Annotated in this window: 11 protein-coding genes; 3 read left to right on the top strand and 8 right to left on the bottom strand. The window is 56.3% G+C overall.

Translation table 11 applies throughout. The features are described 5' to 3' along the window. The first annotated feature begins 1 nt into the window (after position 1). The 3 genes from ATI45_RS05960 to ATI45_RS05970 are packed head-to-tail and all read left to right on the top strand — an operon-like array spanning position 2 to position 3602. Positions 2-1621, top strand: coding sequence for an ABC transporter ATP-binding protein (locus ATI45_RS05960; protein WP_098418683.1), 1620 nt, complete (start codon positions 2-4; stop codon positions 1619-1621). Positions 1622-1673: 52 nt separating this feature from the next. Next, a complete protein-coding gene (locus tag ATI45_RS05965; RefSeq protein WP_098418684.1) occupies positions 1674-2468 on the top strand; it encodes an enoyl-ACP reductase FabI in 795 nt (264 codons plus the stop codon). Positions 2469-2525: 57 nt separating this feature from the next. Next, entirely contained in the window at positions 2526-3602 is a 1077-nt protein-coding gene (locus ATI45_RS05970) for a 3-deoxy-7-phosphoheptulonate synthase (protein ID WP_098418685.1), read from the top strand. Positions 3603-3711: 109 nt separating this feature from the next. Here ATI45_RS05970 and serS read toward each other — a convergent pair whose 3' ends face one another. The 8 genes from serS to ATI45_RS06010 all read right to left on the bottom strand — a co-directional run bounded on the left by serS (position 3712) and on the right by ATI45_RS06010 (position 13941). Beyond that, on the bottom strand, positions 3712-4986 hold the full coding sequence (serS, locus tag ATI45_RS05975) for a serine--tRNA ligase (RefSeq protein WP_098418686.1): 1275 nt from the start codon (positions 4984-4986) through the stop codon (positions 3712-3714). A gap of 80 nt (positions 4987-5066) precedes the next feature. Further along, complete coding sequence (locus ATI45_RS05980) at positions 5067-6404, bottom strand: replication-associated recombination protein A (RefSeq protein WP_098418687.1); 1338 nt, start codon at positions 6402-6404, stop codon at positions 5067-5069. Beyond that, entirely contained in the window at positions 6404-7078 is a 675-nt protein-coding gene (gene lolA / locus ATI45_RS05985) for an outer membrane lipoprotein chaperone LolA (protein ID WP_098418688.1), read from the bottom strand. The genes ATI45_RS05980 and lolA overlap by 1 nt, the downstream gene beginning before the upstream one ends. 18 nt (positions 7079-7096) lie before the next feature. Then, complete coding sequence (locus tag ATI45_RS05990; protein WP_098418689.1) at positions 7097-9766, bottom strand: DNA translocase FtsK; 2670 nt, start codon at positions 9764-9766, stop codon at positions 7097-7099. A gap of 6 nt (positions 9767-9772) precedes the next feature. Continuing rightward, positions 9773-11014 carry an O-succinylhomoserine sulfhydrylase gene (locus ATI45_RS05995; RefSeq protein WP_098418690.1) on the bottom strand — a complete coding sequence of 414 codons (1242 nt, stop codon included), beginning with the start codon at positions 11012-11014 and terminating at the stop codon, positions 9773-9775. 41 nt (positions 11015-11055) lie between these two features. Then, entirely contained in the window at positions 11056-12579 is a 1524-nt protein-coding gene (purF, locus tag ATI45_RS06000; protein ID WP_098418691.1) for an amidophosphoribosyltransferase, read from the bottom strand. A gap of 92 nt (positions 12580-12671) precedes the next feature. Next, positions 12672-13190: a CvpA family protein gene (locus ATI45_RS06005; RefSeq protein WP_098418692.1), complete on the bottom strand. Its 519-nt coding sequence runs from the start codon at positions 13188-13190 to the stop codon at positions 12672-12674. A 94-nt stretch (positions 13191-13284) separates the two neighbouring features. After that, positions 13285-13941 carry an SPOR domain-containing protein gene (locus ATI45_RS06010; RefSeq protein WP_416376663.1) on the bottom strand — a complete coding sequence of 219 codons (657 nt, stop codon included), beginning with the start codon at positions 13939-13941 and terminating at the stop codon, positions 13285-13287. Position 13942: the final 1 nt, after the last annotated feature.

Raw genomic sequence — 13942 nt, forward strand, 5'->3', positions numbered from 1 at the left:
TATGACGGGTCAAAAAACACAGCCGTTATTATCCATTAATGACCTGTCCATCAGCTTTAACGGCCAGCCGCCCCTGGTGCGAGGCCTAGATATTCAGGTACACGCCGGAGAAACCCTGGCTCTGGTCGGTGAAAGCGGTTCTGGCAAATCCATTTCAGCGCTGTCTGTGCTGCGCCTGTTGGACGCCCGCCACGTTAGTTACCCCAGCGGCCAGATTCTGTTCCACGGTGAAGACCTGTTAAAAGCCCCGGAAAACCGTTTACGCCAGGTGCGCGGACGCCAGATCAGCATGATTTTCCAGGAACCGATGACCTCGCTGAACCCGCTGCACACCGTGGAAAAGCAAATCAGCGAAACACTGGCCTTACACAAAGGCCTGCGCGGTGACCAGGCTCGGGCCCGCTGCCTGGAGCTGCTGCAGCTGGTGGGCATAGACGACCCGAAAAGCCGCCTGGCCAGCTACCCACATCAGTTGTCTGGCGGGCAGAAACAGCGGGTAATGATCGCTATGGCGCTGGCCAACGAGCCGGAACTGCTGATCGCTGACGAGCCCACCACCGCGCTGGACGTAACCGTGCAAAAGCAGGTCCTGGAACTGTTGCAGCAGCTGCAGGAAAAGCTGGGCATGGCCATTTTGCTGATCACCCACAATCTGACCATTGTGCGCCGCTACGCCGACCGGGTGGTGGTGATGGAACAAGGCCAGTTGGTGGAACAGGCCACGGTTGAAACTCTGTTTACAACGCCACAGCATCCGTATACCAAACGCCTGCTAGACGCCGAACCACCCGAATCACCGCCCGCCAGGCCCGACATTGAAAATGCAACGCTGCTGCTGCGGGTTCGCGATTTGAATGTGCGCTTTACCACGGCCAAAACCCTGCTAGGGCGCGTAAAATCGAGCTTCCATGCGGTACAAGACGTTAGTTTTGAGCTGGAACGGGGCCAGACTCTGGGCATTGTAGGCGAAAGCGGCAGCGGCAAAACCACCATCGGCCACGCTTTGCTGAAGCTAACGACGGCCAGCGGTCACATCGATCTGGATGGACAGCCCTTAGCGAACCTGAACCAGAAGCAGTTTCGTTCTTTTCGCAAACGCATTCAGATTGTGTTTCAGGATCCGTTTGGCAGCCTTAGCCCGCGCATGTCGATTGCCGAAATTGTGCAGGAAGGACTTGAAATTCATACGCCAGACACCCCTGAAGCCCAAGACGCGCTGGTGGTGCAGGCGCTGACGGACGTGGGCTTGAACCCGCAGGACCGCCACCGCTACCCGCACGAATTTTCCGGTGGTCAGCGCCAGCGGGTAGCCATTGCCCGGGCTCTGGTGTTGCAGCCGGATTTGATCATCCTGGACGAGCCAACCTCGGCTCTAGACCGAACCGTACAAAAGCAGGTGATTGAGCTGTTACAATCGCTGCAGCGAAAATATGCGCTAAGCTACATTTTTATCAGTCATGACTTGGCGGTGGTTCGGGCGCTGAGCCACAAACTGTTGGTGTTGCAGCATGGCCGAATTGTGGAATACGGCAAAGCCGCCGAGATATTTGCCGCACCTGAACAGCCGTACACACGGGAGCTGCTGAATGCAGCCTTCTTTTACCAGAAACCTTTAGACTAATTGAGCGTCATTCGTTAATAAAGCGTAACGCGTTACTATAAGGAGAACACCCATGGGAATTCTCAGTGGCAAAAGAGCCCTGATCGTTGGCGTTGCCAGCAAATTGTCGATTGCCTACGGCATCGCTGAAGCCTTCGCCCGCGAGGGCGCCGAACTGGCCTTTACCTACCAGAATGAAAAGCTGCAGCCGCGGGTCGAGAAATTCGCCGCACAATGGGGCAGCACGCTCACCTTCCCTTGCGATGTCGCCAGTGATGACGAAATCAACAACGTGTTCACCGAACTTGGCAAGCACTGGGACAACATCGACATTATTGTTCACGCCGTGGGTTTCGCCCCCGGTCACGAACTTGACGGCAACTACGTCGACGTGACCACCCGTGAAGGTTTCCGCATTGCCCACGACATCAGCTCCTACAGCTTTGTGGCCCTGGCCAAAGGCGCTCGCGGCATGATGCACGAAGGCAGCTCGCTGCTGACCCTGAGCTACCTGGGCGCAGAGAAAGTGCTGCAGAACTACAACGTGATGGGTCTGGCAAAAGCCTCGCTGGAAGCTAACGTGCGCTACATGGCAGCCAGCCTGGGCCGCGACGGCATCCGCGTGAACGGCATTTCTGCCGGGCCAATCCGAACTCTGGCAGCGTCTGGTATCAAGAGCTTCCGCAAAATGTTGGCCGAAAACGCCAGGCGCGCCCCGCTGCGCCGCAACGTAACCACCGATGAAGTCGGCAACGCCGCGGCTTTCTTGGGGTCCGACATGTCCAGTGGTATCACTGGCGAAATCATGTATGTCGATGCCGGCTTCAACATCACCGGTATGGGTGAACTGGAAGACGCAGAGATTTAACAACTGCGTGCATCTCCGGAACTCTTACTCAAGGAATATCAAGGAATAATCATAACTATGTTAGGCACGAAATTAGAGAACCTGAACGTGGCGAGCCAGGAAACACTGATGCCGCCTGAAACACTTAAGCAAGATCTGCCACTTACAGACAAAGCAGCCGCCACCGTGGCGAAAGGCCGCCAGGATATATACAACATTATCGACGGCACTGATCACCGGCTGTTTCTGGTGTTGGGCCCCTGCTCTATTCACGATGTAGATGCCGCCCTGGATTATGCCCGGCGCCTGAAAAAGCTGGCTGACGACGTAAGCGACACACTGCTGATTGTAATGCGGGTCTATTTTGAAAAGCCGCGCACCACTGTTGGCTGGAAAGGCCTGATTAACGATCCCCGGCTGGACGATACCTTTGATATTCAGCAGGGCCTTCACATTGGCCGCAAATTACTGATTGATATCAGCGAACTGGGCCTGCCCACGGCCACAGAGGCACTAGATCCTATTTCCCCGCAGTATCTGCAGGATGCGATTTCCTGGTCGGCCATTGGTGCTCGCACCACCGAATCGCAAACCCACCGGGAAATGAGCAGTGGCTTGTCGATGGCCATTGGCTTTAAAAACGGCACCGATGGCAATCTCGACGTTGCCGTAAACGCCATGAAATCCGTGTCTCACCCCCACAGCTTTCTGGGCATAAACCAGCAAGGCCAGGTTGCCATTATTCGTACCAGGGGCAACAACTACGGCCACGTGGTTCTGCGCGGTGGTGGTGGCAAACCCAATTATGATTCGGTCAACGTTGCCCTGTGCGAACAGGCTCTAGAGAAGTCTGGCCTGCGCAAATCCATCATGGTGGATTGCAGCCACGCCAACTCCAGCAAAGACCCAGGCATTCAGCCCCTGGTGATGAACGACGTGTCTAACCAGATTCTGGACGGCAACACCTCTATCCAGAGCCTGATGATTGAGAGCAACATCAACTGGGGCAACCAGTCGATTCCGCAGAATCTGGCAGACCTGAAGTATGGCGTATCGGTTACCGATGCCTGTATTGACTGGGAAACCACCGAAAAAGCGGTTCACGACATGCGTAACAAGCTCAAGGATGTGCTGCCGAAGCGCGCCAGGGCGTGAGATGGGGACAGATTTGAAATCTGTCCCCGGTTTGTCACTGGTGCTAGGTTCAGCAAGATAGGGACAGATTTTAAATCTGTCCCTGCTGTGTTCCCGGTTCGGGTTTGCCTCAGCCTATCTTGTCGAGGCCACGCATATACGGCTTTAGAACGTCCGGCACTGTAATGCTGCCATCTTCGCGCTGGTAGTTTTCCATCACCGCAATCAAAGCACGGCCAACGGCCAGGCCTGAGCCGTTGAGGGTGTGCACCGGCTCTGGCTTGCCAGTTTCAGGGTTGCGCCAGCGCGCCTGCATGCGGCGGGCTTGAAAGTCCCGAGTGTTGGAGCAAGACGAAATCTCGCGGAACTTCTGCTGCCCCGGCAGCCATACCTCCAGATCGTATGTGCGAGCAGCGGAGAAGCCCATATCGCCACCGCACAACGCCATGGTGCGATACGGCAGCTCCAACAGCTGCAACACTTTTTCAGCGTGACCGGTCAGGGCATCCAGAGCCGCGTCAGAATCTTCAGGCCGTACGACCTGAACCAGCTCTACCTTGTCAAACTGGTGCTGGCGAATCATGCCGCGGGTATCACGGCCGTAAGAGCCGGCTTCACTGCGGAAGCAAGGCGTGTGGCACACCACTTTCAAGGGCAATTCAGCGGCATCCAGAATGCTGTCGGCGATCAGGTTGGTCACCGGCACTTCCGCTGTGGGAATAAGGTAAAGCGGCTTTTCACTTTCTACCCGGAACAGATCTGCTTCAAATTTTGGTAGCTGGCCAGTGCCATAGAGCGCGTCGGCGTTCACCAGATAAGGTACGTAAGCTTCGGTGTAGCCGTGCTCTTCGGTATGAAGGTCCAGCATAAACTGCGCCAGCGCCCGATGCAGGCGGGCCACCTGGCCGCGCATCACCACAAAACGCGAGTGCGCCAGATTCGTCGCGGTCTCAAAATCCATACCGTGAAGGGCTTCGCCCAGAGCAACGTGATCTTGCGGCTCAAACGAAAACTCCCGGGGCGTACCCCAGGTACGAAGCTCCACGTTATCATCCTCGTCTTTACCCGCGGGTACGTCTTCGTCCGGCACGTTCGGAATGGCGGCAAGAAAGTGACTCAGTTCTTCCTGAAGTTCGCGCAGCTGGTCTTCGGCTTCGGATTTACGGGCTTTGAGGTCGTCTACTTCATCCAGCAACGGTTGTATGTCTTCGCCGGAGGCTTTGGCTTTGCCGATGGACTTGGATTTTTTATTCTGCTCGCTTTGCAGGGTTTCGGTCCGCACTTGAAGGCCGCGGCGGCGCTCTTCCAGCTGCTCGAAGGTGGCGGTATCAAAGGTGAAGTTTTTGATGGCCAAACGGCGGGCAATGTCTTCGGTTTGGCTGCGAACGCGTTTTGGGTCGAGCATGATTATCCTGACTGGTCGGTTTAACAATGATTTTACGAATGGACGCCATTATACCGTCACGGCAGCGCGTGGCCAGTGCTTCAGCTATAGCGTTTGCGTGGGCTGGCGGCGTTCAGTTGGTCCAGGCGCTGGCGTTTTTCAGCGAGTTTGATCTCCAGCCCGCGGGCCACCGGCTGATAATACCGGCGCTCGCTGATGGCTTCGGGCAAGTAAGCTTCACCGGCCGCAAAAGCGTCGGGCTCGTCATGGGCGTAACGATAGGATTCGCCGTGGCCCATGGACTTCATCAATTTGGTCGGTGCGTTGCGCAGGTGTACCGGTACTTCGAAATCTTTATCTTGGCGGATGTCAGCCATACACTGGTTGAACGCCTTATAGACAGCGTTGCTTTTTGGCGCCATGGCCAGGTAAATCACCGCTTGCGCCAGCGCCAGTTCACCTTCGGGCGAACCCAGGCGTTCCTGAGTATCCCAGGCTTCCAGAGTCAGCTGCAGCGCCCTAGGGTCAGCGTTACCTATGTCTTCACTGGCAATACGCACCAGCCGGCGAGCCACGTACAGCGGGTCGCAGCCGCCGTCGAGCATACGGCACATCCAATAAAGCGAGCCGTCCGGATCAGACCCCCTCACCGACTTGTGCAACGCCGAAATCTGGTCGTAGAAAACATCGCCACCTTTATCGAAACGGCGCAGACTGGTTTGCATCACCAGCTCAAGCTGATCTTCACTGACGCTATCGACACCATCAGCGTCTGGCTGCGCCAGATCGGCGGCCACTTCCAGAATGTTCAGTGCCCTGCGGGCATCGCCGCTGGCGGCGCTGGCCATCATCGCCAGTACGTCCTCGGCCACCCGCAGGCGACCACCAAAGCCTTCTTCGGCGCTTAGCGCGCGGATAAGCAGGCGCTGAATATCGTCGTCTTCCAAATTTTTCAAGACGTAAACCCGGGTGCGGGACAACAGCGCGCTGTTTAGCTCAAAAGACGGGTTTTCGGTGGTGGCACCCACAAAAATAAAGGTGCCGTCTTCAATGTGCGGTAAAAAGGCGTCTTGCTGGCTTTTGTTGAAGCGGTGAACTTCATCCACAAACAGCAAAGTGTCCTGGCCGCTGCCCTGCTTGCGTGCCCGCGCACGCTCAACCGCCGCGCGTATATCTTTTACACCGCTGAGTACCGCTGACACGGTCTCAAAGGCCAGGTCACTGACGTTAGCCAGCAATTGGGCGAAAGTGGTTTTGCCCACCCCGGGCGGGCCCCACAAAATCATCGAATGCAGCTGGCCCTGCTCTACCGCCCGCCGCAGCGGTTTGCCGGGCCCCACCAGGTGGGGCTGACCCACATAATCTGCCAGTTGGGTCGGGCGCATGCGCGCAGCCAGCGGGCGAAATCCGCCGCTGCTGGCGAACAGGCTATCCTGCATCAGCTGCCGTCACGGATAATATCCACACCGGCCGGGTAGTCCGGCTTGAATACCGACGCGGGTATATCCCCGTTCAGCACGATGTCGTCAAAGCTCAGAATACTGATCTGCGCCAGGGAATCTTCCATTCGCATTTCCTGCAGCTGTCCGTCAAAAAACGACATCCGCAGCGAAACGAACAGTGAATCCGGATTTTTGGGCGTCAGCGTAAATTCGCGAATGTTGTCGCCCACCCTGCGGGTAGAAACGTCGTAGGTTTGCGCCAGGTTGTCCACCTCACCGCTCAACAGCAAAGCCGGCGTGGCCTGCACATCGCTATTAAGCTTGTGCACGGTTACCTGCTCCAGGTCCGGGTCGTACACCGACACTTCATCGCCGTTACTGACGATGTGCTGGGCCATCGGCGCTTTGCTTTCCCAGTAAAACAATCCCGGACGCTTGGCTTTCATAGAGCCGCGGCTTTCCTGAATGCGTTCGCCGCCGTTGCCCACCACAATCTGGATAAAATCAGCCTGGTATGTCTGGTAACTCCTCAACAACGCCGCCAATTGAGTCGCCGCGTCTTTTCCCAGAGTCGCTTCGCTGACAGCCGCCGTTGCGGCACTGGTTAAAATCATTGCAAACAGCGCTGTGGCCAGCTGTTTCAAAACACCCGTTGTGTTTTTATTCGCCATACTGCCTGCTCCTGGACACTAGTTCCGTGGAGGCGGCGGAGCCAATACTTCCCGCGCGCCGTTGTGACCTGCCGAACTGACAACCCCCGAAGCTTCCATCGCCTCGACCAGGTTGGCGGCACGGTTATAGCCAATCTTTAATTTACGTTGAACCGACGATATCGACACCCGGCGGCCTTCTGTCACGAACGCCACGGCTTCATCGAACAAGGTATCTGTTTCGCTGTCATCGTCGTTCAGGCTGGGTACGCCGGGCAGATTTTCGCCTTCGGCGCCATTAAGAACGTCGTCTATGTATACCGGCGCGCCTCGGGCTTTCCAGGCACTGACCACCCGGTGCACTTCATCGTCATCCACAAAGGCACCGTGTACCCGCACAGGCAAGCCGGATCCAGGTGGCAGGTACAGCATATCGCCGTGGCCCAGCAACTGCTCTGCGCCACCTTGGTCAAGCACGGTACGGGAGTCAATTTTTGACGACACCTGGAACGAGATACGGGTGGGAATATTGGCTTTTATCAAACCGGTGATAACATCCACCGACGGTCGTTGGGTAGCCAGAATCAGGTGAATACCGGCGGCGCGAGCCTTTTGCGCGATACGGGCAATCAGTTCTTCCACTTTTTTGCCAACAATCATGATCATGTCGGCAAATTCGTCAATCACCACCACAATAGAGGGCAATGGCTCCAGTTCCGGCCGTTGCTGCTCGTCGTTATCCAGATAGTCGTCGGGTTTCCAGAACGGGTCTCGCAAGGGCTCACCGGCCTCCGCCGCTTCTTTTACCTTACGGTTATAACCGGCCAGATTACGCACGCCCAGGGTGGCCAGCAGGCGATAGCGCCGCTCCATTTCGGCCACACACCAGCGCAGTGCGTTGGCGGCTTCTTTCATGTCTGTGACCACCGGCGCCAACAGGTGGGGAATACCGTCGTAGATGCTCAGTTCCAGCATCTTCGGGTCTACCATGATAAAGCGAACTTCTTCCGGCCCGGCCTTCAGCAGCATGCTCAGCAGCATGGCGTTCACACCAACCGACTTACCGGAACCGGTGGTGCCCGCCACCAGCAGGTGAGGCATTTTCGCCAGGTTGGCTACTATAGGATTGCCGCCGATGTCGTTGCCCAGCGCCATGGTCAGCGCGGAGGTCGATTCGGAGAATACCCGCGAGCTCAATACTTCACTCAACCGCACCATCTGGCGGTATTCGTTGGGAATTTCGATACCCACTACGGATTTCCCGGGTATTACTTCAACCACCCGCACGCTCAGCACCGCCAGGGAACGCGCCAGGTCTTTCGCCAGGTTGGATATTTTGCTGACCTTAACGCCCGCCGCCGGCTTGATCTCGAAACGGGTAATCACCGGGCCCGGATTCACCTCAACCACCTCTACGGTGACCCCAAAGTCAGCCAGCTTTTCTTCCAGCAGCCGCGACATATGTTGCAGAGACTCTTCAGTGTAGCCTTTTTCCTGCTGCTCCTCGGGCGGGTCTAACAGCGTGATGGGTGGAATCGGGCTTTCGATATCTTCCAGCAGCGAAGATTGTTTGCCAGCCCCATTGCTGGCGCCGGGCTTACCCTGATCGTCTTTTTTGAACGGGGCGATCTTGAATGAACGGCCGGTGTCTTGAGAATTGCCTTTTGCCGCGATATCGGCGGAAGCCGATAAAGGCGTGGCTTTGCGCGCTGATCGCCGCGATGCAGGTGTGGGCCTACTGCTTTTGGAATCGCTATAATCGCTGCGAGCGCTCTCGTCATGGGCACTAAAGCTTTCAATGCGCGCCGGCTCATCGTCTGAATTGGCGCTCAGATCAAAGTAGTCGCCGGAGTCATCGCTGTATTCCGTTTTAGATTGGCCGCGACGGCCAAACCCCGGAATACGCTGCCACCAGCGCACTCGTTCAACCGCTTTTGCCGCGCGAACTTCGTTATCAAACTGGTCTGAAGCCTTGCCTTCAACCCTATGATTCAAAAGCGGTGGTTGATAATTTTCAGCGGTTTCTTCGGCGGCTTTTTCAGCATAGTTCTTTGCGGAACGGCTGCCTCTCAACCCATCTTGTATCCGTGTGCCAACCGTCAACGCCATGCCGCCCAACTGGTCCATCAACCAGAACCAGGAAAGCCCAGTGGTAACCGTGAGCGCAAACAAGAATATGGCAATCAATACCAAGGTGGTGGCCGGCAGGTTAAAAAACCGCACCATAGCATCGGCCACAGCGACGCCCATCACGCCGCCGGAAGATTCACCCAGACCAAAAAGAGAATAAAGCGACAACAGACTGGTGGCCGACAGCAGAATCAGAACAAACCCGCCAAAGCGCACCATTAACAGGGGCCAGTGAAGGTCTTGGGAGCGATTGCGAAGACGAATCAGCAGCAGCGCGTAACCTGCCACCATGGCTGGAAACAGCCAGGCCACGTAGCCGAAGAAATTGCGCAGCAGGCTGGTCAGCCAGGCACCACTGCGGCCGGCGTAATTCAGCACTTGGGCGTCATGGCCTACACTGGCCCAGCCGGGGTCATTGGCGTGAAAGCTGAACAGCGCCATGCATAAATAAATCGCCAGGGCAATGAGCGCAATAACGGCGCCCTCGCGGGCACCTTGGGTCAGCAGCTTGCGAAAACGCAGCTGCTTATCAGTCAGCGGCTGGGCCGATGTGTCTTTTGCTTTTGCGCTTGCTGCCATGAATGCTCAGATGTTGCCATGACCGGGGTTCTGAAGGGCCTGAAAACCCCGGTCAAGATCGGCTTTCAGGTCGTCAATGGCTTCAATGCCTACCGACAGGCGAATCAGGTTTTCACTAATACCGGCCTGTTCTTTGTCTTCGGGCGACAATCGCCCGTGGGTCGTTGTTGCCGGGTGGGTGATGGTGGTCTTCACATCACCGAGGTTGGCGGTAATAGACACCATCCGAGTGGCGTCAATAAAGCGCCAGGCCTCTTCCCTGCCCCCATTTACCCGAAACGACAATACGCCGCCAAAACCCTTTTGCTGGCGTTTCGCCAGCTCATAATGCGGATGCTGCGGCAGGCCGGTATAAAAAACCGTTTCCACCGCGCTCTGCTGGTGCAGCCATTGTGCCAACTCTAACGCATTGTCACAGTGGGCTCGCATACGAATTGGTAAGGTTTCCAGGCCCTTCATGAACACCCAGGCGTTGAACGGGCTCATGGTTGGGCCTGTTGCCCGCAAAAACACGAATATTTCTTCCAGCAGCGCGTGGGGGCCTACAACAACGCCGCCTATGCAACGGCCCTGACCGTCCAGATACTTGGTCGCGGAATGGGTTACCAAGTCTGCGCCCAACGCCAGCGGCTGTTGCAACACTGGCGTACAGAAACAGTTGTCTACCATTAACAGCGCACCATGGGCATGGGCTAGATCCGCCATCTTTCGAATGTCGGCAATTTCGCACAACGGGTTAGACGGCGTTTCCAGAAACAACAGGCGGGTATTGGGCCGCATAGCCGCTTCCCAGCCCGCTTCGTCTGTCAGTTTTACAAACGTGGTTTCAACACCAAATTTGCTCAGATACTTCTGAAACAGCGAATTCACCGTGCCGAATACGTCCCGTGAACACACCACGTGGTCACCGGCCTTCAGCAACGCCATACAGGTGCTGGTAATGGCAGCCATACCCGAGGCCATTGCCACTGCCCGTTCGCCGCCCTCCATCGCCGCAATGCGATTTTCGAAGGCGGTCACCGTGGGATTGGTAAAACGCGAATAAATATTGCCGGGCTCTTCACCGGCAAAACGCGCAGCCGCTTGCGCCGCGCTGGCGTAAACAAAGCTGGACGTCGGAAATATGGCGTCGCTGTGTTCCAGCTGACCGGTACGAATCTGCCCCGCGCGCACCGCCAGGGTATCGCCAGACATGCCGTCCAGGTCTGATTCTGGTATCAAAATCGATTCTTCGCGGCAAAATGTCATGGTTTTCTCCTGGTTATAGAATTCTTGTGCGGTCCAAAGAATCAGTCTTCGTCGTTATGCATGTCTATACTGCCGTTTTCGGTATCGTTCTTCACGATGCCGGAGCGGGTTGCATCGTTACGCTGGCCATCCAGGCGATCCAGATAGGCACGATCAATATCGCCGGTTACGTATTCACCGGTAAACACCGAACATTCCCAGCCATCGATGTCACTATTAACATCGCTAACAGAGGTAATCAGGTCTTCCAGGTTCTGATACAGCAACCAGTCGGCGCCGATCAATTCACGGATTTCTTCCACAGTGCGATCGTGAGCGATCAGTTCTTTCGCAGACGGCATATCAATGCCGTACACGTTGGGATAACGCACCGGGGGCGCGGCCGAGGCGAAATACACTTTGCGGGCGCCGGCATCGCGGGCCATCTGCACGATTTCCTTGCAGGTGGTACCGCGCACAATGGAATCGTCAACCAGCATCACGTTTTTGCCGCGGAACTCCAGATCAATGGGGTTTAGCTTCTGGCGTACCGATTTCTTGCGCATGGTCTGGCCGGGCATAATAAATGTTCGGCCGATGTAACGGTTTTTAATAAAGCCTTCGCGGAATTTCACGCCCAGGCGGTGGGCCATCTGCATGGCCGAGGTGCGGCTGGTGTCTGGTATCGGCATAACCACGTCAATATCGTGATCGGCAAAATCCTTCAGCACTTTATCCGCCAGAGTCTCACCCATGCGCAAACGCGCTTTGTAAACCGAGACTTTGTCCATGATGGAGTCCGGGCGGGCAAAATAAACGTGCTCGAAAATACACGGATAAAGCTTTGGCTGTTTGGCGCACTGCTCACTGTGAAAGGTGCCATCGGTTTCAATATACACCGCTTCACCCGGCGCAATGTCACGCACCAGGGTGAAACCGGAGGCGGCCAGGGCCACGCTTTCAGACGCAATCATGTATTCTTTGCGACCGTCACTGGCTACGCGCACGCCATAACAGATAGGGCGAATGCCATTGGGGTCGCGGAAACCGACAATGCCATAACCGGTAATCATTGCGATAACCGCGTAAGCACCGCGGCAGCGTTCGTGTACAGAACGCACGGCGGCAAAAATGTCGTCTTTGGTGGGGTCTAGCTTGCCCAGTTTCTGAAGCTCGTGAGCAAACACGTTCAAAAGCACTTCCGAATCGGAGTTGGTGTTGATGTGGCGCAGATCGGTACGAAACAGGTCGGTGCTCAGCTCGTCAGAATTTGTCAGATTGCCATTGTGGGCCAGGGTAATGCCATAGGGACTGTTGACGTAAAACGGCTGAGCCTCGGCGGAGCTCGCGCTGCCGGCGGTAGGATATCGAACGTGACCAATGCCGACATTACCCACTAACCGGTGCATATGGCGGGTATGAAATACATCGCGTACCAGGCCGTTGTCTTTACGCAGGTAAAAGCGCTCGTCTTCGAAGGTAACAATACCTGCTGCGTCCTGACCCCGATGCTGAAGAACGGTCAGCGCATCATAGAGCAGCTGGTTCACGTGGGAAGTGCTGACGATACCGACGATGCCACACATGGAATGGAGATTCTCCGAGTGTTAAAACTGAATGAAAGCCACGCCAGGCAGATTGCCTGATATAGCGCCTGGCGTTTGAATAGCCAAGTTTACTAGATGCCTTGCCCCTCGCTTTGGGGAGTAAGGAATCCGGAAATCTCATCACCAAAGGTACGACGGGACCAGTCTTCTAACACCGACAACCGGTCAATCATTGGCGATTCTTGCCACCAGGTATCTTGAGACACCGGTGTGTAACGCAACAAAGCAATGCCTACCACCACCACCAATACCCCACGCAACAGGCCAAAGCCCATACCCAGCACCCTGTCGGTGCCGGATAAGCCTGTGGCCCGCACCAGCTGTCCGATAATGCCGTTAATGATGGCGCCCACAATAAGCGTACCAATAAACAGAATCGCGAACGCCGCAACCGACCTCACCATGGGCGTTTCCACGGTGCTGGCCAGTAGCGACTGCATCTGGGGGTGAAATGTGCGAGCAACAATGAAGGCCATTACCCAGGTAACCAACGACAGGGCTTCGCGAACAAAGCCGCGCCTCAGGCTGATCAGCGTTGATATGGTAATAACCGCAATAATGACCCAGTCAATCCAGATCAACGCATTCATGAACCACCCGGGCGACGCAAAATAGAGAGCGCGGATTCTATCAGGAAACCGCCCTCTGCCAAACCACCGTTGCGAGAAAACCTGGCCGTGCGGCTTATTTATCAGGGCTGGTGACCAAACTGTTGAGGCTGAAGGCCTTGTCAAGGGCCGCTTTGGCCGCGCCGGCTTCGGATTTGCTGACAAAAGGCCCACTGAATACCCGGGTCAGCCGGGTTTCACCGCGGCTGAATTCTTGAAGATGTGAACTGTAGCCCTTTTCGCGGGCGTTATCACGCAAACGCCGGGCGTTGTCGGCATCGCCAAAGCTGCCCAGCTGAACAACCCATGCGCCTTCCAGAGAGCGGCTGAACTCTTCCTCGGTTTGCGGGCTGGGTTCGGGCCGGGCCGGGGCCGCTGTGGCCTGTTTGACCTCTGCAGGCTGAGCGGCTGCCGCCGGTGGCGGCGTAACGGCGCTGCTGGCCGCAGTCGGCTCAGGCGCCTGCGGCGTCACTTCTTCAATGAGCTGAAATTCCCCAGACCCACTGGCACGGTCTGCTACCGCCGTTTCTGACCCGGGGGCGCTCTGATATTCTGGCATGGCGGTCTGCGGAGGTGGCTCGGTGTTCACTTCCGGAAATGGCGGCTCTTCAGGAATGCTTATCGAGGTGGAGTTGCGCCCTGAATGGGGCTCGTCAAAGATCATCGGCACAAAAATCACCGCCAGTGAAATCAGCACCAGGGCGCCGATGATCCTCTGCTTTAATCCGTCCACA

Origin of the sequence: Marinobacter sp. LV10MA510-1, assembly GCF_002563885.1 — a bacterium.
Taxonomy (GTDB): domain Bacteria; phylum Pseudomonadota; class Gammaproteobacteria; order Pseudomonadales; family Oleiphilaceae; genus Marinobacter.